Raw genomic sequence first — 25,325 nt, 5'->3', positions numbered from 1 at the left:
CGTCTCGCCATCTTCGACTTCATCGAGGGCTTCTACAACCCGACCCGCATGCACTCCACGCTCGGCTACCACTCGCCCGACGAATATGAGACGATGACTTCAGCAGCTTGAAAACCCGTCCACTTTTCCCGGGGAAGATCCCTTCGATGCGCTTTCCTCTGAGGCCGACGAAGACATGGGCGTGCTGGCCGAGGTCTTCCGCCAGCGGCCTGGAACCCGGGTCAATGACCACGCAGCCGCGCGCTACGGAGCGTTGGGGCCCGATGCTGCCGAACTCCTGGAGCCCGTTCCACACAACGACTACCACGGCCCCGGTTCGGTTCTTTCGAGGTTCGCGGGTGCGGGAGGAAGGGTCCTACGCCTCGGAGCGGACCTCGACACCGTGACCCTGACCCATTGGGCGGAATACCTGGCGGCAGTTCCAGACAAACGCCGCGTCCGACGCCGCTATGTACGAGCGGACTCTGGGGAGTGTTGGATCGAAGGCCTCGACGATTCGAACGGAATCGCCGAATGGAAAGGGGGTGACTACTTCCCCCAGATCCTCGTGGACTTCCTGGCGGCGGGCCACGCACGATCGGGGCGTGTAGGCAGTTGCGCAGCGGAGCTCTTCGAAGCGGCAGCCTTCGTGGAATTCGCCGTGGAGTGGCTGGAGACTATCCTCGCTCCGAACATTCGTCCCTGATCCCCAACGCCCCCAGAGAGCCGCTCGTGGAATGAGGCCGTCTGCTTGATTGGCCGCCTCCTCCGAGCAAGGCGCAGCAATGAAGGAACCCGATGCCTCGATTCCAGACATTCCTCGCGTGCTCGGCCTCATTGGCGCTCGCGGACGTCTTGGGACGACTCGAACGCCACGAGCGAGTCATCGGCGCAGCGCTGCTTGGATCGACCGCAGGGAACGTCGCTCCCTGGAGCGATTTCGACATCCTCGTCGCAACGGCGGACGGGCCCGCTTTCGATGTGGAGTTCACCTACGTCGAGCATCGTCCAACCGACGTCATCTTCATGAATCGCGCTGAAATCCGCCGCTTGTCGGCGAAGGGCGCGACGTCGAAGAAGGACGCCGACCTGCTTCGCTGGCTGGGAACGGGGAGGAGCGTCTTCTCGAAGTCGGCTGATTTCCAGGCTCTGGCCGACACCGCTGCCGATGCTCCTCCCGCATCGGGCCCGGCGGATTCCGAGATCTTCTTCCGCTGGGTCGAAGCCAACTTCACGTTGGTCAAGACGCGCCGCTGGCTGGGAGCCAGTGGGTCTTCCTACCGGCTGGCATTGGAGTTCCTTCTACTCGGTGCGCTATCCGCCGTGCTCGCCGACTACCTCGCCTGTCGCGGACATCCCTGGCAAGGCGAGAAGACAGCGGTCGAGTGGCTCGAACAGGAGGATCCCGATTTCCTCGAAGCGCTTGCTGCCGCTAGCCGAGAGACGTCACCCGAACACAAGGTTCGCCACTACGAACGCCTCGTGACGCACGCGTTCTCCCCCGTCGGGCAGCTGTGGGGCCCTGACGAGACGTCTGGCGGATGGATCCGAGCCGACGGCGAAGCTCGAGAGCGAAGCCTCTGGGAAGAACTCATCCAGTTCGAAACCAACCCACCCTGATGCCGCATTCGCGGCGCAGCAGAGGACCAACGTGTCGGAGACTTTCATAGGCGGAGCCGTCGTCGGCCTGATCCTTGCGGCCTTGTTCCTTGGATTCAGAGCGCTGTTTCAACTCGTGCGGAATGGCGTTCGCCACGGCGCCCCCAACCTGTTCGGCGCGTTCGTCCTGTTCGGTGCAGCCGCCGTTCTCGCCGGAACGCTTCTTCCCTCAGCCGAACCTCTCGATGGCAGAACCTCCAGCTTCCTCGGGGGTTGCCAGAAAGGCTGTGTTGCCGACGGCAACCAGGGGGCTGTCTGCCAACCCTACTGCGAGTGCCTGTTGAGCGCCCTTTCGAAGGGAAAGAGTCCGGAGGAGTTCAACGAACTGGTCGCGAGTGCAGGCCGGGAGGGACCTTCCGAATCCGGAAAGGAAGCCGCATCAGCGGCAGAAGCGTGTGCGGCCAGCCTCGACGAGATGCTCCAACCGAAACGCCCGGAAGGCTCTCCTTCCTCGGACCATGGCAGGCCGGAGGAAACCAGCGGATGACGATGCAACACTTCACCTGCCTGCCTTGCGTTGGCATCCGGACCCCGATCCTCTCGCATGTCGGTTTCATGGGAGTACGGCGATGCCGTTCGACGACCAACCCACTCTGAGGGGTAGGCTCGTCGAGCTCGTGCCTCTTCGGAAAGAAGACCGGGAAGATCTCTACGCTGTTGCCGCCGATCCGCTCATCTGGGAACAGCACCCCGAAAAGACACGGCACGAGAGGCCGGTATTCGACGAGTTCTTTCGCGAGTCACTGGCGTCGGGAGGCGCATTGTTGGCCAGCGAGGTTTCGACCGGCCGGGTGATCGGCTCATCGCGATTCCATGGCTACGACGAGCGACGAAGCGAGGTCGAGATCGGCTGGACCTTTCTGGCCCGATCCCATTGGGGCGGCAGGTACAATGGCGAACTGAAGGCCCTCATGCTTCGCCACGCCTTCCGCTACGTGGAATCGGTGGTCCTCTTCGTCAGCCCCGAGAACATCCGATCCCAGCGGGCCGTTCTCAGGATCGGAGGTGTTCGCGAAATCGCCTCTGACGGCCCTGACAGGCTCGTCTATCGCGTCGCGAGCACGGATTACGATCGGCCCTGATCGAGGCATGGTACCGTCACGAAATAGGACCGTGGCGCTGCCCCTGAGCCGTGTCCAGGGGGTTCAGACGGGAGCAAGATGATGCAACCGGTGGATCAGTGAGCGTCCACATGTGTTGGATCGTCCCGCGACGCAATCATTGAACCAGGAGGCTCGTCATCCGCAGTTGTGCAGGACGCACGCACCCTGACTACCGGGTTCCACGCCGGACGCCCGGATGAGCTGCCGGCTTCCGGCTGAAAGGTCCGACAATGCGAGAAAAATGGGGACCGGCCATGTTTGCGGCCGCCCTTTGCGTGATCGCCATGGCCGGCCTCGCCTCTGGCCGCTGGGAATCGGCGGCTCCGGCCTTCTTCTCGTTCCTGCCCGTGGTCTTCTTCCTGCTGTGCCAGAAGATCGAAACGCTCTCGAAACGAGTGGAAGAGCTCGAGCGTTCGCACCCTGACGGGCGAACGACACCAGGCTGAAGAGCGTTGCCTTACGAGATTTCGTTCACGAAACGCGTCGAGAGCAATGACGCGGACGAGTACATCAACGAGTGCTGTTTCGGCGGCGACGTCGTATCGGACGTTCTTCTTCCCACCATTCGGGAACGCTACGAGCACGTTCGAGCGAACCAGGAAGATTGGGGCTGGTTCATCTGGTTTTGGCGTGGGCCGGTTTCTCTCGCCATCGACATCTGTTGTGATGATCCCGCTACGGGCGACTTCCGAATTCATCTCATTTCCCGAGTCAAGCGGATGCTGTTCATGAGCCGGGTCGTGGACACACCCGCCCTCGACGAACTCGAATCGACCGTGGTCCGCCTGCTCACGGAATGGATCGGTGAACCTCCGCGTGTGGCCCACCTCGATCACCAGTTTGAAGCAACCGAAGACGGTTAGGCCGGCCCGAACCTCTACTTGTCTTCCGGCCGATCGGAACCACGCGTCGAGAGCTCTTCGCGAATACGCGCATGCTCCCCTTCGTCGAGAGCGAACGTGCGAAGCAAGAGCGCTCCGGCGAGATAGCAGACGAACGGGAAGCCGCCGTAGAGCGTGCGGAGCGCCAGTTTCACGGCATCGGTCTGGTCGACATTCGGCTCGAACCCACTCAATTGCAACACGTAGCCGGTGAGCATCAAGGTCACCCCGTAGGCCGACTTGTAGATGAAGCTCCAGGCCGAGAAGTAGGCACCCTCTTTCCGTTCGCCGGTCTGGTATTCGTCGAAATCGATGACATCGGCCTGTAGCGACGGCGAGAGCGTGCCACCTGCGCCAGCCGCCACCCCGGCCGAGACGGCAAGCAACCCCATCATGATGATGTCACCGGTGCCGAGGAAGAACATCCCGCCGAACGAAGCGCTGGTAAGCAACTGCGCGCAGATCCAAAGGCGCTTCTTGCCGAACCGCCGGGAGAGGGGAATCCAGAGCGGTACGAGAGCACCAGACGGAACCATGTAACAGAGGATGACGATGGGAGCGAGATGCCCGGCACCAACGACGTACTCGGCGACATACAACGTGAGGACGCCGATCGTTGCAGCACCCAGGTTCTCGATCAGGGTGACGGTCAACAGCAGCCGGGCATGGACGTTCCCCCAGACGTCCGCGAGAGCCGAAAAAGGTCTCTCGGCACCTCGTCCCTGGAACTCCGGGCGCTCCCGGAGCCGGAACGCCGCGAACCCGATCATTGCCGCGGTCGCAATTCCAACTCCGACGGCGAGCTGCGACGCAGCGATCCGCGACGCTTCGATCGAAATGCCTTCCGCTCGGATCAGGAACGCCATCCCGAAGAGCGCAAGGATCGAGCCGACCGTCCAGCCGACGTGGCGGGCGCCGAAAATCCGACTGCGCTCGTGATGGTCGCTCGTGAGCTCTGCACCCAGCGACAGGTGTGGAACGACGAAGATCGTCATCGCCGAGTAGAAGCCGAAGACACCGATCGCCGTCCAGGCCGTGAGTTCCCCGCCCGAGAGCGCCATGGGTGGACTCCACGCCATCCAGTACGCCAGGCCGATCGGGAACAGCGACATGAAGATCCACGGGCGCCTGCGCCCCGTTCGGTGCCGGGTTCGATCGCTGAGATAGCCAGCGACCGGATCGGAAATCGCATCCCAGATCCGTGACAGCCCGAAGATGGTTCCCATGGCGGCCGGAGCGATGAGCAGCACATCCGTCGCGAACTTCATCATGTAGAGGCTGAAGAGCAGGAACATGAAGCCGGAGCCGACGGTCGGTAGGCAGTAGGTGACGATGACCGAATGGGGAACGCGCTCGGAAGGCGTCCTGACGGGCCCAGGGGCGCGTTCGATGTCTTCCCTTTCGGTGCTTTCCAATCCACCTCCCGAGGGGCTGAAGGACGGCGCCAGGGTACCGGATCGAAGCTGCTGAATACCCGACCTCTCCCGAACGGAAGGCCCTCAGAGGAATGCGCGCAACTCGTCCAGCTGCCTCAGCGTGATGTCGCCCTCGATCCCAAGCCCGGCGAAGCGGCTTCCTGCGGCTCGTGCCGCGTCGCGATCGTAGGCTGAATCTCCCACGACGAGGCTTTGCCCAACATCGACGCCAAGGCGCTCAGCTGCGTAGAGAACCATGTCCGGTGCTGGCTTTGCACGAGCGACATCCGTTCCCCCGACGACCAGATCCGGTTTTGCCCCCGCGCGCTCCACGAGTTCGCTGGCCAGGGGATTGGGCGTATTCGTGATCACGGCCGTTGGGAGCCCACGCTTCGCGATGTGGGCAAAGACGGCCGGCACCTCGGGCGTCGTCTCGAGACGAGCCCAGTGATCCTTGAAATGAGCCTCGAAGTAGGCCTCGATCTCCGGAATGGATTGGTGCGGGAAGAAGCGCTCACGGTCTGCTTGCAATCCCTGCCCCCAGCATGCATGGAAGACCCCGGCCGAGATGGCCGGGTAACCCCAATCCGAGCTGGCCCCATTCAGCAGCGAAAACCAGACCTGATAGGAATCGATCAGTACGCCATCGAGATCGAAGAGCACAGCGGCAACCCGGGCATTCGTCATCTCGGCAGAATAGGAACCCGGGCCTTTGGCGCAGGCTGGACACTGCGGGCTGCAGCACCGACCCTGCACCTTTCAATCCACTTCCGGTGTCGCGGCGGCCTCCAGGCGCCGTACGCCGCTCCCGAGGGCCCCTCCCCGATGGCACGCCGCTTGCTTTTCAACGCGACCATGCCCCACCGGCTCGTCCTCCTCCTCGCCATGCCCCTGGCCGTGGCCCTGCTCGGCACGCCGAGCCTGGCCGAAACCTGGGAGGAAGCCCTCCCCGACGCCCCCGGTGGAACGGTCGAAGTGGAATTCGATCTCGGCGAAGGGCTCCGTCCGGATCCGGGCAGCCTGACCCTGCGCAGCCACCAGGTAGATGAGGTGCGGGTCGAAGTCCTATCCGACGGCTGGGGCAGCTGGAATGTCGAGCCGAGACTCGAAGAACGGGCGGGCCGAGTGCGGATCGAAATCCGCGTTACCGGTGCGAGTTCCTGGTTGTTCGGAGGGCCGAACATACGAGTTCGCATCTGGGTACCCGAGAAGACGTCCATCGATGTCCGCTCGAAGGGTGCCCCGGTCCGGATCGAAGACCTCGTCGGCTCCGTCCGCTTGCGCACCGAGGACGGCGACGTGGAGGTACGCGGCATCGAAGGCCCGGTCAAGCTTCGCGTGCAGGATGGCGACGCAGAAATCGAAGAGATCAACGGCGACCTGGATGCGAGCTGCAGTGATGGTGGCATCCGGGCCGTCTGGGTTTCGGGCAATGTCGAGGCGCGATCCACGAACGGCGGGATCCACCTCGAGCATGTATGTAGGCGGGCACGCCATCGCCAAGACCCTCTCAGGAGACATCGAGGTTTCGGAGGCCGCGGGCCCGGTGGAGGCGCGCACGGAAGAGGGGCAACTGGCGGTCAGCTTCGTCGGAGCACCTGTCGGCGGCCTGGTCGCAGAGCAGGGGAACATCGACGTCCAGCTTCCGGCCGATGCCGATGCCGAACTGGACGCAGCCGTGACCCGGGGCAAGGTCGAGATTGCCGAGGGCCTCGCTGCGAACCTCGAAACGACGGAAAACCGCGCCCAGGGCGCCCTCGGAAAAGGCGGCCCGCGGCTCTTGATCCGCAGCTCTCGCGGCTGGATCCGCGTACACGGACGTTAGGCGAAAGGATGATCATGTCGAAGAGACTACGAACGGTTGCAGCCGCCACCCTTGGGCTGCTCTTGATCCTGGTGATTCCGAACACAGGCTCCGCTGATGACCTCGAGGCGACGATCCCGATGGAGACCGGCGGACGGCTTCGCATCCAGCTACCCAGCGGACGCATCGAAATCGATAGCCACGACGAATCGAGCGTCGAGCTGAACGGCCGCTCGAGCGGGCGCTTCCGCTTCGAGGTCGATGAGAGCGAGGACGAGATCTTCGTTCACGGACGAAGCGACGGATTCCTGGGCTGGTTCTCGGGCAAGGTGAGCATCCACGTCCGCGTACCCACGAGGTTCTCGCTCGATCTGGAAACGGGCGGAGGCCGGATCGACATCGAAGACATCCACGGCGACGTCCGTGCACACACGAGCGGCGGAAGAATCGGCTTGGAGCAGACACGGGCAATGTGGACATCGAGACCTCTGGCGGCCGGATCCAGGCCCAGGAGATTGACGGCGACCTGAATGCAGAAACGAGCGGCGGGAGGATCCACGTCTCGGAGGTCACCGGAGATGTCGATGTGCACACGAGCGGAGGCAGCATCCGGGTTCGCGAAGCGTCAGGTGAAGTCAGGGCCAAGACCAGCGGCGGCCCCATCGAGGTTCGCTTCAATGGCCAGCCCGAGGGCAAGCTCGAGACATCCGGAGGCTCGATCCAGGTCGAAGTACCGCCGGATCTGGGCTTCGACCTGGACGCGAAGACCAGTGGCGGACGAGTCGAACTGGACGACGAACTGCACCTGGAAGGTGAGAGCGCCCGCTCCGAGATCAAAGGAAAGGTCGGCGGAGGCGGCCCCTCCCTCTCCCTCGACACCTCGGGCGGAAACATCCAAATCCAGGTCCGCTGACCTCTCTGCCGGAGTGCGCCTCGCCCGCGGTGGAGGCCGCTTCGCTTCTCGGGTGTGGCCCTCGAGTCGGCGGGGCTGGGTACAGGCCGGGCGGAATGGCTCGGCCGGGGATCGGGTGGACGCGTAGAAAGCTGGACTGGGTGTTGCCCTTTGCGGCTTTCGCCGCCGGCAACCTACGCGCACGCCGAACGGATTCTATGCCTGCGCTTTATTTCCGCCCGGCCTGTACCCAGCCCCGCCGAAGCGAACCCAGTCGCTTGCACGGCTGGTCGCGGGGCGGGGGGCGGGGGGCGGCCAGCAAGGAAATAGAGCGCAGGCATCTCGTCGGGTGAGCGTGCGCAAGTTCGCTAGCGGCGAAAGCCGCGTAAGCGAACCCGCGGCCAGGTCGAACGCGGCCCTAGAAGCCCCGGCCGAGCCATTCCGCGCTGGCCGCCCCCCGCCCCGCGATCCGAAACAAGAAGCGAAGCGGCCCCCTTCTCGGCCGGAGGAGGGTCGGATGTCTACTTCACGTGGGTGGGGGGTTCCTCGGCCTTGCTGCGTTCGTGCTTCTGGTGGTTTCGGAGGAGCCACTCCTGCCAGACGTCGCATTGGCGAGAGCGCTCCCAGACCCAATCCATGCGTCTCTTGCAGACCGCCTTGGCTTGCTTCGGGGCGTCTCCTCCCTGGCAGCCGGCGAGGAATGCGTCGGCCCAGGGATCGAACTCGAAATCGCCACAGGGGTGTTCCCGCAGCCTCTCGTGTGCGTCGACCCGGGCGTTCCAATTCTCCTTCCATGCTTCGCGTTCCGTCTTCGGATCGACGGAACCGGCTCCTGCCACCACGCTCCAACCCATCAGAGCAGTGAGCGCGACCAGGGCTACGAGAAACGAAAGCCTCATGACCCAACGCTAGCGCCTCTCCCCCAGAACGCGGAGCCCAGGCTACGCTCCGGCCGGCGCGCCAGTGCGCCGAGAGGGAGGCGCATGGCCGCCGGAGCTGAAAACGGGGATCAGGAAGGTCTGACCATCCTGCCGCTCCGCACCAAGCTGGTCTACGCCCTGGGCGACCACACGGTGAATCTGGCGCTCTTCGCATTGCTCTCGGTCTTCCCGGCGTTCTTGACGGAAGTCGCAGGCATGAGGCCCGCCCTGGCCGGCTTGATTCCGTTGATCGGCCGGATCGTCGATGCGATCACCGACCCGGCGATGGGGCGCCTGTCCGATGGCATCACATGGAAGGCGGGCCGCCGACGCCCCTTCCTGTTGATCGGAATGGTCCCCTTCGGCCTGTCCTTCGGCGCGTTGTGGTGGGCGGTGCCCGCTTCCGAGGGCCATGCCCAATTCGCCTACTACGCAGGCGCCTACGTGTTCTTCAGCCTGGCCAGTACCGTGATCGCGGTTCCGTATATGTCGCTCATCCCCGAGATGACGTCGAGTTATGACGAGCGCACATCGATCAATGCCGCGCGGGCCGTCGGTGCCATCCTCGGCGCGATGCTCGCCGCCACCCTTCCGCTCGTTGCCTCGAGTCTCGGTGGCGGCAGCCCCGGCTACCAACGGATGGGCATTGCAGCAGGACTCTACGCGATGCTGCCCTGGATCTTCGTCCACGCCGTCACGTTCGAGCGGCGCGGTGCGATGGAATCGCCGCAGGCGCCCTTCGTGGCCAGCGTCCGCTCGATCGTGCGACGAAAGTCCTACCAGATCCTTGCCGGCTTGTATCTGCTGGGCCGCATCGCCATCGACCTGACCTCCAGCATGTTCATCCTCTTCTTCACCTACCGCATGCAGCGGCCCGAGGATTTCACGCCGACCTTGATGATCTTCATGGTCATGGTTGCCGTCGCATTGCCCATCTGGGCTGCGATCTCCCGACGCACGGAGAAACGCACGATCTTCCTCTTCGGTGCCGCCTGGTGGATCGGATCCCAGACGTTCCTGTTCATCGCCCAGCCGGATTGGCCCTCCTGGGTCGTCTTCCTGGGTGCCGCCATCGGCGGGGTGGGGTATGCCGCGGCCGACATGATTCCGTGGTCGATGCTCGGCGAAGTCGTCGATGAAGACGAACTGGAAAGCGGTGAGCGCCGCGAGGGCATCTACTTCGGCCTGTTCACCTTCATGCGCAAGCTCGGCGGCGCCCTCGGAGTCGCAGTGGCCTTCGCCGTCCTCGATTGGGCGGGCTATCGCGGCGGTCAGCCCGTCGAGGAAGCGCCAGTGCTGTGGATCCGAGCATTCACTGCGATCATCCCGGGTATCTTCGTCTTCCTCGCCGCCATCGTGGCACTCAGCTACCCGCTTGGCCGAGCCCGCCACACGGAGATCCTCCAGGAGCTCGAACAGCGAAGAGCGCAGTCGACCGACCGCGGATAGCCGAAACGGATCCAGGTACGACAGCCAGGGATCGAACCCGGCCAGACGCGAGCCAGCATCAGCATTCACCGAGAGAAAGAGCCGAGCATCGACACGAGAGTTTTCGGCTAGCCTGCCCCGGTGTCCTTCGACGACGAAACGCCCGTGATCCCGGATGGCCTACAGATACGCGGCCTGCGCCATGATCGCGGCTGGAGCCGACGTGCCCTGGTTGCGGCCATCTCGGAGGCCACCTTCCGTGAAAGCGGGCGGCGCGAAACCATCAGCCGAAACGTGCTCGAAGGCGTCGAGGAAGCGAACGAGCCCGTCCCCTACTCCGTCCTCTGCCTGATCGCGGCGGGCCTCGACCGGAACCCGGTGGAACTCGTCCTCAGCTGATCCCCGCGGAAGCGGTAAGCTCTGCGTTCTGGAAGGTGTCCCGGATCAACCGGCGCACATTCTCGTGAAGGCCAAAGCTGAGGTGCGCTCCCGGGTACCACTCGATCCGCGGGCGATCCCAATGCTCCCACAGGTCTCGAACCTGGTGGGCAGGAACGAGCTGGTCGCAGGTCGCGCCAAAGATCGTGCGGCGTTCCTTGGGGACGACAGGTTCCAGGGCCAGGGGGGACGCCGGTGTCATGACTTCCCGCATGACATCCGGGTGGATGCCATACTCCTCCACGGAGCGAAGCATCGTCGGCGGACCGTGACGCCAGATCAGATCCGCGAAATCCGTGGCGGGGATCCCGGGCATGGCACAGGCGAGATCCGACTCGAGGCTCGCCAGCATCGCAGTGTGGTAGCCGCCGAGCGAGAGCCCGTAGACACCGATCCGCTCCCCGCCGCGTTCACGAATCCAGCCGATCATCCGCCGGATGTCCCACATCGCCTGGGAGATGGCGTGCACGGAGTCCATTGCGTTGCCCGTCAAGAAACCGTCGCCTGAGATGCGGCCGATCTTGCGTGGGCCATGCAGCGGAAGAACGGGAAGCAAGACGTTCATGCCGAGTTCGTGGTGCAGCTCGGCGGCACGGAAGGCCGAGAGATCGATCAGCGGTGCACCCATCTGGTAGCCGTGGATGCAGATGATCCACGGGCGATCGGGGGCATCATGCTGCAGCAACCAGCCGTGTGCAGTTCGGGTCGGCGTGTAGGAAAGCCAGCGATCGCGCCCGGGCTCATCGACCGGCGGCTCGTACCCGCTTTCGAAACGCAAGTGTTGATAGTCGACCCCACCCGCGCGAGCGGATGAGAGCGTCGGGGATTCCAGAGGGGGTGGCGTGCGATGATACGAGGCCGGTTTCTCCAACACGCCGCGCTCGGCAAACTGGGCACGGGCCTCCTCGGCCTCCCGGGCGATCTGCGCGATTTCCCCTCCGTTGGGTATCTGCAGAGTCGAAGCCATGAAAGAAAGAATCACATCGTCGCCCGCCACCTCTGCGGCCTTTCGCCAGGTGAGCGGGCTCTGGGGTACATCGGGAGTCGAGGGTGTCATGGCCGCGGTCAGATGGCCCGCAGCTACCACGGAAGCTCCGGACAAGGCGATCAGCAGAAGGCCCGCACCCGGACCGACGGCAAATACCGCGCCGATTCCGAGCACGACCCCGAGCAGGCCGCCGAGCGCCATGAACTGATGCAGCCGAAGATCGCCGGGCAGCAGGAACGCGGGAACGCCTGTCCCCAGGAGCAATGCGCCTGGAAGCGCCGCTACGGCGAACCCGAGCCAGCCCGCATCGAAGGCATGAGACAACCAGAGCAATCCCGCCAGGATGGCCGGCCAAGTCTCCTTCGGGCTGCGCAGCGAGGCGCGAGGGTCATCCGTCGGGTCAATGATCGTGGGCTGGGTCATGCTCGCCTCTCGTTTCGTACGCGTTGGGCCAGGAGATTCACCGGGCCCAAAGGAGGTTACCCTTCGAAGCGCCCGAACGCCGTCGGGTCAGAAGGAGGAAGCCGCCGTGCTGAAGGGCTGGACGAGATTCATGCTAGGGGCGGCATTGCTGGTCTTCCTGGGAGCTCAACCGAACGAGGCGGGTGAACTCGAAACGGCCCTCGTGCGCGCCGTGGCCGCAGGAGAAGGGAGGGTCCAGGCCTGGCGGCGGGATTTTCACTCCCATCCCGAACTCTCCAACAGGGAAACCCGCACCGCCGGAGTGGTCGCATCGGTGCTCGAAGGGCTGGGCCTCGAGGTCCGCAGGGAAATCGCACACACGGGCGTCGTCGGTGTCTTGAGGGGTGGCGGCGGCCCTGGGCCCACGGTCGCCTTGCGCGCCGATATGGACGCCCTGCCGGTCACCGAGGAGACGGGCCTGCCCTTCGCCTCCAGCGTTCGATCGACCTACAACGGCACCGACGTCGGCGTCATGCACGCCTGCGGCCACGACGCCCACACGGCCATCCTGCTGGGCGCCGCCGAGGTGTTGGCGGCCCACCGGGACCAGCTTCCGGGCAACGTGCTCTTCGTCTTCCAGCCTGCTGAGGAAGGCGCGCCGGCTGGCGAAAGAGGCGGCGCACGGCTGATGCTCGAAGAGGGTGTGTTCGATGATCCGCGACCCGATGTCGTTCTGGGGCTGCATGTGGTTCCCCAGTACGAAGCCGGGAAGATCGCCGTGGTTTCCGGAGGCGCCATGGCCGGCTCGGATCGACTTCATATCCGCGTGCGCGGCCGTCAAACCCATGCGGCTTATCCCTGGCTCGGGATCGACCCGATCACGGTGGCCTCGAGGATCGTCCTCGCATTGCAGGCGATTCCGGGGCGCCGCGCCGATGCGCGCTTCCCCTCGATCGTTTCGATTGGCGCGATCCACGGCGGTGTGCGCGGCAACATCATTCCGGACGAAGTCGAACTCCTCGGAACGATCCGGCACACCGAGCCGTCGATGCAAGCCGAGCTCCATCGAATGGTGGAGGAAACCGCCACCAAGATCGCAGAGAGCGCCGACACCAAAGCGGAGGTGGAAATCGGCATTGGCTACCCGGTCACCTACAACGATGCTTCCTTGACCGAACGGATCCGACCAGCGCTCGAACGGGCCGCTGGGCCCGAAGGCGTGGTACGCGGTCTGCTTCGAACCGGGGCCGAGGATTTTTCGTTCTTTTCGCGTGAAGTCCCCGGTGTCTACTATTGGCTCGGGATCCGGAAACCGGGGCTGCCAGAACAGGATGCGGCGCCGAACCACTCGCCCCGCTTCGTGATCGACGAGAGCGCGCTTCCGCTCGGGGTAAGGGCCATGGTGCTCACCACCTCGGACCTGCTGATTCACGGCACCGGCCAGGCACAGGCGAGGTAAGCTGGGTTCATGGCTGAACCGAGTGCGCCCGCTGTCCCGGAATTGGCGGGCATCGCTGGAGATGCGAGCGCGCCCCGGGAGCCCAAATGGCAGTCGAGTGGGAACAGGAGGATCAGCTTCCTGATCGAGGCCGCCGGTGGCCTCGAAGAGCGCATGCTGCGTTCTTGGATCGATCGCGCGCGCCCGGACGATCACCCCGCTGACCAGGTGGAGATCTTGCGTATCCCGTCGCCAAGGCGCGGCCGCAGTGGCATCGACCCGGGGCTCGAGCCGACCCTGGCCGCCGGCGATGATCCCATGCTGTCACCGCTGCGCGTCGCCTGGCTTCCCGTCACCCGCGACGGCCAACGCACCGCGCGCCTTTCGGACATCCTGAAGCTCGGAGATCCCCGCGACCCGGGTTTCTTGCGAGCTCGGTGGATCCTCCGGAGCGCCCCCGAGCGCTGCCGAATCGTCACCGGGGAGCCAGCACCGGCCTCCGATCTGCGTCGGCGCTGGCGCGAAGCCGCGGGTGGCGACATGGGAAGCACGATCGGCCTGGCCGATTTCGTGGCGCGCCAAGCCGCTCTTGCGCTCGAGCGCGCGGAACGCCGGCTCCGGGGCGCGCGCTACAAGGTGCCGCGATTCGTCTCCGATGAGTTGTTATCGCGCCCCGCGTTCCGCGGAGAGCTGGCCGGGCTGGCGCGAAGCCTGGGCAAGAGCGATGCCGCCATTTCAAAGCAAGCCGCCCGTTACCTCAAGGAAATCGCCGCCAGCCACAGCCCCTTCGTGATCGACCTGATCGTCCAGCTCTGGACATTCATGTACTCCCGCGCCTACGGCCGGGTGCTCCACCATCTGCCCGCCCAGATCGAGAACTTGCGGGGGCAGCTCCAACAACATCCCGTGGTCTTCTTGCCAACGCATAAATCGAATCTGGACCACGGCGTGCTCCAATCCCTCCTCCACCAGAAGGGTCTTCCGCCCAATCACACCGCGGGCGGCATCAACATGAACTTCTTTCCGCTGGGCCCCCTCGTTCGGCGCAGCGGAATCTTCTTCATCCGGCGCACCTTCAAGGACAACCCGGTCTACAAGGCCGTTCTTCGTCACTACGTCGACTACCTGATCGAGAAACGCTTCTCCCTCGAGTGGTATATCGAGGGCGGAAGGTCCCGCTCTGGCAAGCTCCTGCCGCCGCGCTTCGGCATGCTCGCCTACGTGGTGGACGCCTACCGGCGAGGGTGCAGCGAGGACGTTCAGCTGGTGCCCGTCTCGATCTGCTACGACCAGATCTCCGACGTTGGGGACTACGCGAACGAAGCTCGCGGTGGCGTGAAGGAGAGCGAGGGCTTCTTCTGGTTCCTGAAGATCCTGCGCCGGATGTCCCGCAGCATGGGAAAGATCGTGATCCGGTTCGGGGAGCCGATCTCCCTGGCCGCCAGCCTCGGCCCTTCGAATCCCGATTCCGAGCCCGACCCCGACGAAGAGAACCTGGCGCTCCAGAAGCTCGCCTTCGAGGTATGCGTTCGCATCAACCAGGCCACACCGATCACCCCCATCTCCCTCGTCTGCCTGGCCCTGCTCGGGCGCGGCGATCGGGCGCTCACGGCGGAAGAGATGGTCGCCGCCCTGGCCAACCTGGTCGGCTACGTCGGGCGCAGGGGACTCGCCACCACCGAGCCGCTCGATCTTTCGAGTGAGAAGGGAGTCGCCACGATCCTCGAAGAACTCACGGAAGGCGGACTCCTGGTTCGCTACGACGCGGGCCCCGAGGCGGTCTACCGCATTGCCGACGACCAACATCTGGCAGCAGCCTACTACCGCAATTCGGTGATCCACTATTTCGTCGCCGGCGCGATCGGCGAGTTGGCGCTGCTGCGTGCGGCCGAAGAAGACGTAGAAGACCGCCGGCACGAATTCTGGGACATGGCCATGGGGCTCCGCGACCTGTTGAAATTCGAGTTCTTCTTCGAAGAGAAGGAACTCTTCCGGGACGAGCTGCGCCGCGAACTCTCGCTACATGACCCGACCTGGGAGAATGCCCTGGACGAGGGAGCCGAGGCCGTGGTCGAAGTGCTCCAGACCATCCGACCTTTCAGCGCTCATCGCATCCTTCGCCCCTTCCTCGAGGCCTATCGTGTCGTCGCCGATGTGCTGGTTCGGACAGATCCGGACGACCCCATCGATGAACCGACCTTCCTGAACCGTTGCCTGGCTCTCGGCGGCCAGTACGCCTTGCAGCGGCACGTGAAGCGCCAGGAATCCGTTTCGAAGGTGCTCTTCGCCACCGCCTTGAAGCTCGCCCGCAATCGCGGTCTACTCGACCCGGCGGCGGACCTGAAGCAGCGGCGAGCCGCTTTCGCAGAGGAGCTCAGCGCTGCGATTCGGCGCGTGGATGCGGTCGAAGCCCTGATGCGAGCACGTCAAGCGGGCCTGTTCGACTGAGCGTGGCAGGCAGCCCCGAGTTCAACGCTCCGCTTCGATGAGCGCAGTGGTCAAGCAGAAATCGTGGGGCCCCGGCGTTCCGATCTGCAAGAAGTCTCGTGCGACGGTGGGGGCACCGTCGAGCAACCGACGCAGCACCTTCTCCTCCGCCTCGGGGGTCGCCATCCGTCGGATCCAGGCATCGAAATCGATCTGACAGGACCAGCTGAGGGGTGTTCGAGATTGAAGCCCGGCGGCTCCCAACATCCGGGACCATTCCAGGGCCGTGTGATCCCGCACGTGAGACGGGTCGCGTACCAACTCGATCGTCTGGAGAAAGCTATCCGCAGCGGAGTCGGGTGTGCTCACGATATCGACCAACAACAGGGCTCCTCCCGGGCGTAGCACTCGTGCGATTTCCGCGACGGCGCACTCGGGGTGCGCATAGTGGTGGGCACTGTAGCGGGAGGTCACCAGATCGAAGCGGGCATCCGCGAACGGCAAGGCATCCACATCCCCCTGTTGGAAGGCGAGGCGGAGACCGCGTTCGCGCGCCAGGCTGCGTCCCTGTTCCAGCATCGGTTCGGTCAGATCCAGGGCGACCACGTCGAGGCCGCGCGCTGCCAGGGCGAGAGCGGTATGGCCTGCCCCACAGCCCACGTCCAATACGGCCGTGGCGCCTCGCTCCAGTGCACGGTCAACCAACGCTTCAAGATCGGGCCCGCCGGCGTGGACATGGCTTGCCCCGTAGTTGGCCGCGACAGCGCCAAATTGCCGTTGGACAGCAGCGTTTACATCGCCGGGATCAGAAGCTTGCATCGGGGTCTCCTCAACTATTTAACTTGCACCTATGATTAACCCAGGTTAATCTATTTGTCCATGGCAGACGCCCGAGACCGGTTGATCTTGAACCTCCAGGAGCTCGCGGATCTATTCGCATGGCGACGGAGCCAGTTGGCCGCCGAGGCTGGCTTGCGCGAGAGCGAATGGCGCATGCTCGAAGAGGTCGAGAGCGAGCACTTCCTGCCGTCTCTCTTTGCGAGAGAACGGGCCTGTACGCCGGCGGCGGTCTCCAAGACCCTTCGGGCCCTTCAGGAGGCAGGCCTCGTCAGAGCCCGAATCGACTCCGAGGACGGACGCCGGCGACGCTACTCGTTGACGGCCGCTGGAGGACGGCGGCTACGCGCCCTGCGCACCGCACGGGAAGAAGCCCTGCGTGTGATCTGGAGCGATCTTCCGGAACGCGAATTGGCGCGCTTCGCCCGCTTCAGCGAAGGCCTGGTCGATCGGCTCCGGTCCTACGCAAAGGACCAGGAGCCGGAAATGCAGAAGGCCCGGTCAGCGAGCTGACCGGGCCTTCCAGGAAACACAGACGCGTTCAGTTTCGTGCGCGTCGCCCGAAGCGAGCCAGGCGCACGATGCCAGCGCAACACCCAACAATCTTCGATTCGGCACAGGAACTCCTTCGAGAAAAGCCAGCCCTTGGAGGTACGTGGTGCGCCGGGTGCTGTTGCGTCACGAAAAACCCCCTGCCCATCGTTTTTTCCAGCGAGCGCCGAGAGTCCACCCCCAGGGGGAGTTGCCGGTTAACGTGTCGGAATAATTCGGTTTTTTCTCCCCTTCCCCTGGTGAAGCCGAGGTACGGCAGGCAGCGAGGAGCCTCCCTCTGGCTATTCTCCGGCGCGTTTCAAGGGGGAGCCATGGCGGCCAAGCGAACGAAGAAGAAGAGCACCGGAACGGCCAAGCCGGTGGCGACTCCGCGCCGGAAGTCCATCCGGCTGTCGCCCCATGTGCGACCAACGGAAGTCGATGTGCATCTGGAAGTGGATCCGACGCTGAGCGACGGGTTCCAGGGTGAGGTCGTCCACCGGTTGAAACTGGCGCGGCGCGCCCGGGTCATCGAACTCCATGCCGACGACCTGCGTCTCAGCCGTGTACGCGTAGAGGTCGATGGTCGGAGAGTGCGCGCGAGCCTCCTGCGCTGCCCCGAGCGCGAAACGGTGGAAGTCCAACTTGCCGAAGGCATACCCGCAGGTGAAGCCACGCTCTCACTCGCGTTTCGCGGAAAGCTGCGGAGCGATCTGCGCGGGCTGTATGCCGCTCGCTCCGGGGAGCGACGCTACGCCTTCACCCAGCTCGAGGCGGCCGATGCACGACGCTTCTTCCCGTGCTTCGATGAGCCCTCGTTCAAGGCCCGCTTTCGAATCTCGATAACGACAGCCGCCGAGAACACGGTGCTCTCCAATGGCTCGGCAGAGAAGACCGTTCCGCTGGGCCGTGGACGCAAGACCGTGCATTTCGAGCGCACCCCGCCGCTCTCCACGTACCTGCTCGCTCTGGCGGTGGGGGATCTGGAAGTCTCGGCCCCCACGAAGTGCGGCCCGACAGAAATTCGTGTCTGGCATGTGCCGGGCAAGGGCGCACTCACGGCGTTTGCCCTGGAAGCGGCTCGGGAAACCCTCGCCCGCCTGGAGGCCTACTTCGACCTGCCGTACCCCTATTCCAAACTCGATCTGGTGGCGGTGCCCGATTTCGAAGCCGGCGCCATGGAGAATGCAGGTGCGGTCTTCTTCCGCGAAACCCTGCTGCTCGTCGATCCCGCCACCGTGACGTTGCAGGAGAAGAAGCGCGTCGCCGAAGTGGTATGCCACGAGTTGGCCCATATGTGGTACGGCGATCTGGTGACGATGGCCTGGTGGGATGACCTGTGGTTGAACGAGGCATTCGCCACCTGGATGGCCTTTCACGTCGTCGACGGCTGGAAGCCCGAATGGAAGATGTGGAACGATTTCCAACACTACCGTTCAGCGGCCCTCGGGATGGACGCCCTGCGCGGAACCCATCCGATCTACACGAAGGTGCGCAACCCCGAGGAAGCCACCGAGAATTTCGACCTGATCACCTACGAAAAAGGCGCTTCCGTCGTGCGGATGATCGAGCGCTATCTGGGCCCGGAGTCCTTTCGCTCGGGCGTGCGCAACTACATCGCCGCCCACCAGGAATCCAACACCGTGGCTGCGGATCTATGGGATGCGTTGTCGGAGGCATCGGGACAGGAAATCGAGCCGATCGTGCGCGCCTGGATCGAGCAGTCGGGATTTCCTCTGCTTCGCATTCGTCGGGAGCGCAAGGACGGCCAGACGCGGCTGCTGCTGCGACAGGAACGCTTCGCCCCGCGCCCGGGAAAAAGCAAGCGAGCCAAGGCGCGAGATTCCGCGAGCTGGCCCATCCCGTGGGTGGGTCGCGTCGGTACGGGCAAGGAACGCAGCCGGACCGTTCGGCACCTGATGACGAGGAAGCGCGACATCGTGCCGCTTCCCCAGGTACGCCCGCGCTTTCTCTACGGCAATGCGGACGAGGGTGGCTTCTTTCGTCCCCTCCACGAGCCGGCCGAGCTACAGGCCCTGGCGTCCTCTCGAAGTGCGCTTTCGGCCGTCGAGCGCATGGGATTGGTCGGCCATGCCTGGGCAGCCGTGCGCGGCGGCCACGCAGAGGTGGGTCCGATGCTCGACCTGCTGTTGGCCTTTGGAGATGAGAAGGACCCGGATGTGTTGAGGGCCGTCGCTGGGCCGCTGGCGGAGCTATGCGAAACCGCGAAGCGCGTCCTCGGGCCCGAAGCGGAGCAAGAACTCCGCGCCCGGATTGCGTCTGCGTTCGGCCCGGGCCTGGAGACCTGCGGCCTCGATGCTCGCAAACGGGAGACGGACGACGAAAGGCTGCAGCGCGCCGTGCTGCTCCATCTGGTCGGTCACGTGGGCGAACGCGAAGCCACGCGTGCCGAAGCCGCGAAGCGGTGTGAGGCGTACCTCGATGACCGAGCGGCGATCGATCCGAATCTGGCCGACACCGTCGTCGGCATCGGCGCCGGAGACGGAAACGAGGCGCTCTTCGAGCGATTCCTCGTCGAGGCCGAAGCCTCGGCCACCCCGCAGGAGCGGCGGCGTTTCCTGATGGCGCTCGGCGCGTTCCGTGCACCTTCCCTGGTGCGGCGAGCGCTCGATCTCTGCCTCACGGAAAAGGTGAAGACCCAGGACGTCGCCATCCTGTTGACCCGAATGCTCGGCAACCCGGCCGCGCGCGAAGCCACCTGGGCCTTCATGCAACGACGCTGGAAACGGCTGGCAAAGCGCATGCCCCCGATGATGGTGACTCGCCCGATCGAGGCGACCCCGAACCTCGGCGGTCGTCGCTATCGCGCCGAGGTTGCCCGCTTCTTCGCTGAGCATCCGGTCGCGACCGGTCAGCGTGCCGTGAAGCAGGCGCTGGAGCAGTTCGACCTGGATCGTGTCTTCGACGGGAAGACCCGGAAGCCGCTGGAGAAGTGGATCAGGGCACAGAGGGCGTAGCAGGCGCGTTCGATTTTCGCTTTACTTTCGTCTATGAGAGGCCGAGGCGCAGCCAACAATCCGCCCAACCGTTTCGATCGTCTGCGTTACGTACGAACGGCAGCGGATCTTCCGCCCCAATACGGGGAACGCGGCGAGCCGGTCGACCCGAGCCTCGAGGTGGATCCGGGCACGGTACTGATCCGTGACGCCAGCCGGACCATTCTGTCGACCAACGACAGCCCGGACGTGGGCTTCGATACGAGCCTGAACCCCTACCGGGGATGCATGCATGGCTGCGCCTATTGCTACGCGCGCCCGAACCACGAGTACCTGGGCTTCTCGGCAGGCCTCGATTTCGAGACCCATATCCTCGTGAAGGAGCGAGCGCCGGAGTTGTTGCGCAAACGTCTCGGCTTGCCGAGCTGGAAGCCCCAGGTGATCGCCTTCTCAGGCGTGACCGATGCCTACCAACCGGTGGAGCGAAAGCTCGAGATCACCCGGCGCTGCCTGCGCGTGTTGGCGGAATTTCGCAACCCTGTCGCGATCATCACGAAGAACTGGCTGATCACCCGGGATATCGACCTCCTCGGCGAGCTGGCGAGCCACCATGCGGCCTCCGTCGTCCTCTCGATCACGACGCTCGACGCGAAGCTGCAGACCCGGATGGAACCGAAGGCATCGCGGCCGAGCAAGCGGCTGGCCGCCATCGAGCAACTCGCAGCAGCTGGGATTCCGGTGGGCGTGAACGTGGCGCCCGTCATCCCGGGGCTGACCGACCATGAAATCCCGGCCATCGTGCGCGCCGCATCCGACGCGGGAGCGAGCTTCGCGGGCATGATCATGCTGCGTCTGCCTCATGGTGTGAAACACCTCTTCGCCGATTGGCTCGAGCAACACGTACCGGATCGCAGGGAAAAAGTGTTGAACCGGGTACGCGCGATGCGCGGCGGGCAACTCTACGATGCGAATTTCGCCTTCCGGGGCCGCGGCAAGGGCCTCTTCGCCGAGCAGACGGAAGAACTCTTCCGGCTTGCCTGCCGCCGCTCGGGCCTGGACACGCAGGGACCCATGCTCTCCGCGAAGCGGTTTCGATGCATGGGCGCCTCTCGGCAGATGGATCTATTCGGAGATTCCGTGGATCAAGAAGAAGAAATCCCGCCCTCCTGAACGGCCAGTCCCACCTCCTGTCCAAACGCGACTTCGAGCGTATGGCCATCTGGATCCCGAATCAGCCCGAAATAGCCGACCGGAGGGCCGAGGTCGCTGGCCGCCCGGTCGAGGATCCCTTCTCTTCGAGCACGATCACATCGCTCGTCGACCTCTTCCCGGGATTCGCACGCGACACCGAGGTGGGCAAACGAGGGAACGACGCGCGCTCCAATGCGTCCAAGCGCCCGCCTCAGGAACGCGGGCCGGGGAGCCTGGATCAACACGATCACGAAGGGCCGCGTGCCGTCCGTGACCCAGGCGACGCGCGCGCCGTTGCGTTCCCGTCGGTCGTGCACCGTGCGCATGCCCGCGTACCGCTCGTAGAAATCGAGACTGGCAACAAGATCGGAAACCATGAACGCTACGTGAGTCAGACCCAGATCAGACATGGATGGCTCCGTCGGTAGGCGGAAGGTCGAGACGGCATGGTATCCTCCCCCTGATGCACTCGGAAGCGGAGCTCGAACGGCTGCTGCGCGGCATCGATGGGCGAGGCTACAAAGCCTACAAGGAGCTTCAGCGCGGGCGCTACGAACTCAACGGGTGCCAGCTCTTCGTAGACCACGTGCAGGGCGATCCCTTCGCGGCGCCGTCCCGCATGCGTCTGCGGGTTCCCATGCAGACGGCACGCATCCCGAGCGACCTGTTTTCGAATCGTGTGAGACGCGTCGCGTTCGAGGATTTCGTGGCGCGTGCCGTGGCTCGGGCCATCCGGCACGAAACGCGCGGCGGGCGGGGCTCGGGCAAGAGTGGCCGGGTCGAGATCGACGCGGGCGGGCAGGAAGTCCTCGAGCGGACAGCGGCCTCGGTCTGCAGCGAGTTCATTGAAGCCCGATTGGAAGTCGGGCTTCCTGCCGCTGGGCGCCGTGTGCTGGGCCGTGAGGCCGAGGAACTCCTGCTGGACGAACTTCCTGCCATCGCCCGAACCGCTCTGCGAATGGAAACGCTCGGAGAGGAAGATGCGCGCCGCCAACTCGAATGCGCGGAAGACCATGCGGCCCTCCAGCGCGAACTCGACACGCATGGTCTCGTCGCTTTCGTAGCGGACTCGGCCATTCTGCCCCGGGAGAGTGGCGCCAGCGATCACCCCCCGCAGAAGAACGCCGTACCCTTCAGGGCTCCGGATGCGCTGAGGCTCACCGTCTGCCTGCCCTTTGCAGGCGAGGTCGGTGGGCTGGGGATTCCGAAGGGCGTCACACTCATCGTCGGTGGCGGCTACCACGGAAAATCGACGCTGCTGCGAGCCCTGGAGCGAGGCGTGCATCCTCACGTTCCGGGCGACGGGCGGGAGCAGGTCGCGACTCGTGCCACGGCAGTGAAGATTCGTGCCGAAGAAGGTCGTCGCGTCACAGGCTGCGACATCCACGCCTTCATCGATGATCTACCCCAGGGCCTCGGCCCGACGCGATCGACCCGTGCATTCGAGAGCGACGACGCCAGCGGAAGCACCAGCCAGGCGGCGAATATCGTGGAGGCCATCGAAGCGGGCAGCGACCTGCTGCTCCTCGATGAGGACACCTCGGCCGCCAACTTCATGGTGCGCGATGCACGCATGCAAGCGCTCGTGCACCCGGACCATGAGCCGATCACGCCCTTCGTCGATCGGGTGCGAGAGCTGTATGACGTCCTGGGCGTCTCGAGCGTGCTCGTCATGGGGGGTTCCGGCGACTACTTCGATGTGGCCGATACGGTGATCGAGATGCGCGACTACCTACCGCGAGATGTCACGGCAGAGGCCAAGCACATCGCAGCGCAGCATCGCGACGGCATGCGACAGCGCGAAGCGAAAGCTGGGATCGAGCCACCGCGCCACAGGGTCCCGGATCGGCGGAGCCTCGACCCATCTCGCGGTCGACGTGATGTCAAGGTGGACGCGCGTGGCAAGGACGCTCTCCTCTTCGGCACGAGCGAGATCGATTTGCGCTCGGTCGAGCAGCTGGTCGATCCGAGCCAGACCCGCGCCATCGCGCAGATCCTCGTGCGCGCCAGGGAAGAGTGGATGGGACCGGAGATCACGTTCGCCAATCTGCTCGACCGGATCGAGACGAGCCTAGACGAAGAAGGCCTCGACCCGTTTTCCGATCGACCCATGAACCTGGCCCGTCCCCGGCGATTCGAAGTAGCTGCCGCGTTGAACCGCCTGCGGACGCTTCGTGTCGAGCCCGCGCGCTAGGCGGCCTGCTCCCTCAGCATTCCGGTCGTGAGAAAGAGCTCACCGAAGAGCGTTCGTCTGGCCGGTTGGGTCGCGATTTCGACCAGCCCCGCCATCTCCATCAATCCCGGCAGCTCCCCCGCCACATCCTCATCACCGTGCTGGTGCGACGCCAGATGGGAAAGCAGCCCGTGGAGGCCGTGACCCGCTGCGCCGAAATCCAACACGTTCAGACTGCCGCCCGGACGCAATACGCGTCGAATCTCGGGAACGGCTGCGCGCACTGTACTGGGCGCAAGATGGTGGAAGACGAGCGAAGACACGACGCAGTCGAAGGAGCCATCCTCGAACGGCAGCGCATCGGCGAAGCCCTGCTGCCACTCGATGTCCAGGCCCGCCCGAGCCGCCTTTTGACGGGCGCGCGCCAACGCCTTGGGGTCCGGGTCCATCCCGCAGACCCTTGCTTCCGGGCAAGCCGTGAGGAGTTGGATCGCCAGACTGCCGGTGCCGCATCCGAGATCCAGGACCCGATCGCCGGGTTGCGGCGCAACCTCATCGATCAACGCGGCTCGAATGCGATCTGCACCCATCAGCCTGAGGAGCGGGTCGTAGAGGGGCAAGAGCCAATCACGGCCGGCTGCGGGAACGAAGGACCTCGGGGCCTCGGACATCGGGAGGACTCCTGGCGCGCGTGCCCGCTGAATGTAGTTCGGATTCGAGACCCCGCCCATTGCGATAGCCTCCCGCCTCGATCATTCGCGGGAGGGGAAGGCGATGGGACGCAAGGGACTCATGCTGGGAGCGATCGCGATCGTCGCATTGGGCGTGTACGCCTTGCGTGCGCCCCTCGCCATGCAACTCATGCGGGCGGCGGCAGGCCGCGCCATCACGGCGAACGCGCTTGGCGCCCTGCCGGACGGCTTGCATCTGATGCTCTGCGGCGCCGGCAGTCCCCTGCCCGATCCGCAGCGCTCCGGGCCCTGTATCGGCGTCGTGGCGGGTGGGCAGCTCTTCATCGTCGATGCGGGGTCTTCCGCCGCACGGAACATGATCGCGTTGGGCCTGCGTCCGGGCGACCTCGAAGCGGCCTTCCTCACCCACTTCCACTCCGACCACATCGATGGCCTCGGCGAACTTGCGCTCCAGCATTGGGCCGGCGGAAACGACGACCAGCGCCTGCCGCTGTACGGGCCCGAAGGTGTCGCTCGTGTTGCCTCCGGATTGAATGAAGCCTACCGCCTCGACGTGGGGTACCGGGTGGCTCACCACGGTACGGCCACCATGCCGCCAACTGGAGCGGGCTTCGAGGCACGTCCGTTTTCGACCCCGGCCGTCGGGGAACCCGTCGTGGTATGGAACGAGAACGGCGTCCGCGTGACGGCCTTCCGGGTCGATCATGCGCCCATCGACCCCGCCGTCGGCTACCGCTTCGACTATTCGGGTCGATCCCTCGTCATCAGCGGCGATACCATCCAATCGGCCGAGATCGAGCGAATGGCCAAGGACGTCGATCTTCTGGTGCATGAAGCGCTTGCGGCGCATCTCGTTCAGGTCATTACCGAGGCGGCAATAGAGCAGGGGCAGACCGCCTTGGCCAAGATCACGACGGACATCCTCGACTACCACACGACCCCGGTGGAAGCCGCGGAGACTGCGCAGAGAGCTGGCGCCAGGCACCTGCTCTTCTACCACGTCGTTCCCGCTCTGCCGGTGCCCGGTTTGGCCGCAGCATTCCTGGACGGTGTGGATGACGCCTACGAGGGTGGCTTCACGCTGGGCAAGGATGGGGTTCGGGTCTCCCTGCCAGCTGGGTCCGACGCGATCGAAATCAGCGGCGACTGAGAAGCCAGCGTCTCGACAGG

The 25,325-nt window shown here is 64.8% G+C and carries 27 protein-coding genes and 1 pseudogene; 19 read left to right on the top strand and 9 right to left on the bottom strand.

Going from position 1 to position 25,325, the window contains the following annotated elements:
- The first annotated feature begins 9 nt into the window (after positions 1 to 9).
- The 7 genes and pseudogenes from GY937_26915 (at position 10) to GY937_26885 (ending at position 3,604) form a co-directional block, all read left to right on the top strand.
- On the top strand, positions 10 to 111 hold the full coding sequence (locus GY937_26915) for a hypothetical protein (protein ID MCP5060346.1): 102 nt from the start codon (positions 10 to 12) through the stop codon (positions 109 to 111).
- A gap of 28 nt (positions 112 to 139) precedes the next feature.
- Positions 140 to 685, top strand: a pseudogene (locus tag GY937_26910) (AAC(3) family N-acetyltransferase).
- Positions 686 to 777: 92 nt separating this feature from the next.
- Positions 778 to 1,599 carry a nucleotidyltransferase domain-containing protein gene (locus GY937_26905; protein MCP5060345.1) on the top strand — a complete coding sequence of 274 codons (822 nt, stop codon included), beginning with the start codon at positions 778 to 780 and terminating at the stop codon, positions 1,597 to 1,599.
- 31 nt (positions 1,600 to 1,630) lie between these two features.
- Positions 1,631 to 2,125: a hypothetical protein gene (locus GY937_26900; GenBank protein MCP5060344.1), complete on the top strand. Its 495-nt coding sequence runs from the start codon at positions 1,631 to 1,633 to the stop codon at positions 2,123 to 2,125.
- An 82-nt stretch (positions 2,126 to 2,207) separates the two neighbouring features.
- Positions 2,208 to 2,720: a GNAT family N-acetyltransferase gene (locus GY937_26895; protein MCP5060343.1), complete on the top strand. Its 513-nt coding sequence runs from the start codon at positions 2,208 to 2,210 to the stop codon at positions 2,718 to 2,720.
- A gap of 275 nt (positions 2,721 to 2,995) precedes the next feature.
- Positions 2,996 to 3,187, top strand: a complete 192-nt coding sequence (locus GY937_26890; protein MCP5060342.1) for a hypothetical protein — start codon at positions 2,996 to 2,998, stop codon at positions 3,185 to 3,187.
- Between the two features lie 6 nt (positions 3,188 to 3,193).
- Positions 3,194 to 3,604 carry a hypothetical protein gene (locus GY937_26885; GenBank protein ID MCP5060341.1) on the top strand — a complete coding sequence of 137 codons (411 nt, stop codon included), beginning with the start codon at positions 3,194 to 3,196 and terminating at the stop codon, positions 3,602 to 3,604.
- Positions 3,605 to 3,618: 14 nt separating this feature from the next.
- Here the strand turns inward: GY937_26885 and GY937_26880 are convergent, their stop codons facing one another.
- From GY937_26880 to GY937_26865, 4 genes are all read right to left on the bottom strand, one after another.
- On the bottom strand, positions 3,619 to 5,037 hold the full coding sequence (locus GY937_26880) for a hypothetical protein (protein ID MCP5060340.1): 1,419 nt from the start codon (positions 5,035 to 5,037) through the stop codon (positions 3,619 to 3,621).
- An 84-nt stretch (positions 5,038 to 5,121) separates the two neighbouring features.
- Positions 5,122 to 5,724 (bottom strand): HAD family hydrolase, encoded by a 603-nt coding sequence (locus GY937_26875; GenBank protein MCP5060339.1) that lies wholly within the window; start codon positions 5,722 to 5,724, stop codon positions 5,122 to 5,124.
- Between the two features lie 72 nt (positions 5,725 to 5,796).
- Complete coding sequence (locus tag GY937_26870) at positions 5,797 to 6,075, bottom strand: hypothetical protein (protein MCP5060338.1); 279 nt, start codon at positions 6,073 to 6,075, stop codon at positions 5,797 to 5,799.
- Positions 6,076 to 6,102: 27 nt separating this feature from the next.
- Positions 6,103 to 6,513 carry a hypothetical protein gene (locus GY937_26865; protein ID MCP5060337.1) on the bottom strand — a complete coding sequence of 137 codons (411 nt, stop codon included), beginning with the start codon at positions 6,511 to 6,513 and terminating at the stop codon, positions 6,103 to 6,105.
- Here GY937_26865 and GY937_26860 point away from each other — a divergent pair.
- From GY937_26860 to GY937_26850, 3 genes are read left to right on the top strand one after another with little or no spacing between them, the layout of a single operon-like run.
- Entirely contained in the window at positions 6,512 to 6,862 is a 351-nt protein-coding gene (locus tag GY937_26860) for a DUF4097 family beta strand repeat protein (GenBank protein ID MCP5060336.1), read from the top strand. The genes GY937_26865 and GY937_26860 overlap by 2 nt on opposite strands.
- A gap of 14 nt (positions 6,863 to 6,876) precedes the next feature.
- Entirely contained in the window at positions 6,877 to 7,371 is a 495-nt protein-coding gene (locus GY937_26855) for a hypothetical protein (protein MCP5060335.1), read from the top strand.
- Positions 7,314 to 7,754 (top strand): DUF4097 domain-containing protein, encoded by a 441-nt coding sequence (locus GY937_26850; protein ID MCP5060334.1) that lies wholly within the window; start codon positions 7,314 to 7,316, stop codon positions 7,752 to 7,754. Before GY937_26855 ends, GY937_26850 begins: the two co-directional genes overlap by 58 nt.
- 500 nt (positions 7,755 to 8,254) lie before the next feature.
- On the opposite strand, the gene GY937_26845 is transcribed toward GY937_26850, so the two are convergent.
- A complete protein-coding gene (locus GY937_26845) occupies positions 8,255 to 8,632 on the bottom strand; it encodes a hypothetical protein (protein ID MCP5060333.1) in 378 nt (125 codons plus the stop codon).
- An 84-nt stretch (positions 8,633 to 8,716) separates the two neighbouring features.
- Here GY937_26845 and GY937_26840 point away from each other — a divergent pair, with 84 nt between their 5' ends.
- Entirely contained in the window at positions 8,717 to 10,102 is a 1,386-nt protein-coding gene (locus GY937_26840; protein ID MCP5060332.1) for an MFS transporter, read from the top strand.
- A gap of 120 nt (positions 10,103 to 10,222) precedes the next feature.
- Positions 10,223 to 10,480 carry a hypothetical protein gene (locus GY937_26835; protein ID MCP5060331.1) on the top strand — a complete coding sequence of 86 codons (258 nt, stop codon included), beginning with the start codon at positions 10,223 to 10,225 and terminating at the stop codon, positions 10,478 to 10,480.
- Here the strand turns inward: GY937_26835 and GY937_26830 are convergent.
- A complete protein-coding gene (locus GY937_26830) occupies positions 10,473 to 11,930 on the bottom strand; it encodes a hypothetical protein (protein ID MCP5060330.1) in 1,458 nt (485 codons plus the stop codon). The two genes, GY937_26835 and GY937_26830, sit on opposite strands and share 8 nt — an antisense overlap.
- Before the next feature lie 130 nt (positions 11,931 to 12,060).
- On the opposite strand from GY937_26830, the gene GY937_26825 reads away from it, so the two are divergent.
- Both GY937_26825 and GY937_26820 read left to right on the top strand, forming a co-directional pair.
- Positions 12,061 to 13,368, top strand: coding sequence for an amidohydrolase (locus GY937_26825; protein MCP5060329.1), 1,308 nt, complete (start codon positions 12,061 to 12,063; stop codon positions 13,366 to 13,368).
- 9 nt (positions 13,369 to 13,377) lie between these two features.
- Positions 13,378 to 15,795 (top strand): glycerol-3-phosphate 1-O-acyltransferase, encoded by a 2,418-nt coding sequence (locus GY937_26820; protein ID MCP5060328.1) that lies wholly within the window; start codon positions 13,378 to 13,380, stop codon positions 15,793 to 15,795.
- Positions 15,796 to 15,816: 21 nt separating this feature from the next.
- Here GY937_26820 and GY937_26815 read toward each other — a convergent pair whose 3' ends face one another.
- Positions 15,817 to 16,593, bottom strand: a complete 777-nt coding sequence (locus GY937_26815) for a methyltransferase domain-containing protein (GenBank protein MCP5060327.1) — start codon at positions 16,591 to 16,593, stop codon at positions 15,817 to 15,819.
- 60 nt (positions 16,594 to 16,653) lie between these two features.
- Here GY937_26815 and GY937_26810 point away from each other — a divergent pair, with 60 nt between their 5' ends.
- The 3 genes from GY937_26810 (at position 16,654) to GY937_26800 (ending at position 21,269) form a co-directional block, all read left to right on the top strand.
- Complete coding sequence (locus GY937_26810; GenBank protein MCP5060326.1) at positions 16,654 to 17,124, top strand: winged helix-turn-helix transcriptional regulator; 471 nt, start codon at positions 16,654 to 16,656, stop codon at positions 17,122 to 17,124.
- Positions 17,125 to 17,474: 350 nt separating this feature from the next.
- Positions 17,475 to 20,120, top strand: a complete 2,646-nt coding sequence (locus GY937_26805) for a M1 family peptidase (GenBank protein ID MCP5060325.1) — start codon at positions 17,475 to 17,477, stop codon at positions 20,118 to 20,120.
- 33 nt (positions 20,121 to 20,153) lie between these two features.
- The gene (locus tag GY937_26800; GenBank protein ID MCP5060324.1) at positions 20,154 to 21,269 is read left to right on the top strand and encodes a PA0069 family radical SAM protein; all 1,116 of its coding nucleotides are present in this window, start codon (positions 20,154 to 20,156) and stop codon (positions 21,267 to 21,269) included.
- Here GY937_26800 and GY937_26795 read toward each other — a convergent pair.
- Positions 21,242 to 21,700, bottom strand: coding sequence for a VOC family protein (locus GY937_26795; GenBank protein MCP5060323.1), 459 nt, complete (start codon positions 21,698 to 21,700; stop codon positions 21,242 to 21,244). The two genes, GY937_26800 and GY937_26795, sit on opposite strands and share 28 nt — an antisense overlap.
- Before the next feature lie 53 nt (positions 21,701 to 21,753).
- Here GY937_26795 and GY937_26790 point away from each other — a divergent pair, with 53 nt between their 5' ends.
- Positions 21,754 to 23,484: an ABC-ATPase domain-containing protein gene (locus GY937_26790; GenBank protein MCP5060322.1), complete on the top strand. Its 1,731-nt coding sequence runs from the start codon at positions 21,754 to 21,756 to the stop codon at positions 23,482 to 23,484.
- Here the strand turns inward: GY937_26790 and GY937_26785 are convergent.
- Complete coding sequence (locus tag GY937_26785; GenBank protein ID MCP5060321.1) at positions 23,481 to 24,134, bottom strand: class I SAM-dependent methyltransferase; 654 nt, start codon at positions 24,132 to 24,134, stop codon at positions 23,481 to 23,483. The genes GY937_26790 and GY937_26785 overlap by 4 nt on opposite strands.
- A gap of 103 nt (positions 24,135 to 24,237) precedes the next feature.
- Between GY937_26785 and GY937_26780 the strand changes: the two genes are divergently transcribed.
- Positions 24,238 to 25,305 (top strand): MBL fold metallo-hydrolase, encoded by a 1,068-nt coding sequence (locus GY937_26780; GenBank protein MCP5060320.1) that lies wholly within the window; start codon positions 24,238 to 24,240, stop codon positions 25,303 to 25,305.
- The last annotated feature ends 20 nt before the right edge of the window (positions 25,306 to 25,325 follow it).

This window comes from bacterium, assembly GCA_024228115.1.
Taxonomy (GTDB): domain Bacteria; phylum Myxococcota_A; class UBA9160; order UBA9160; family UBA6930.
This window is presented reverse-complemented; position numbering and strand designations above follow the sequence as displayed.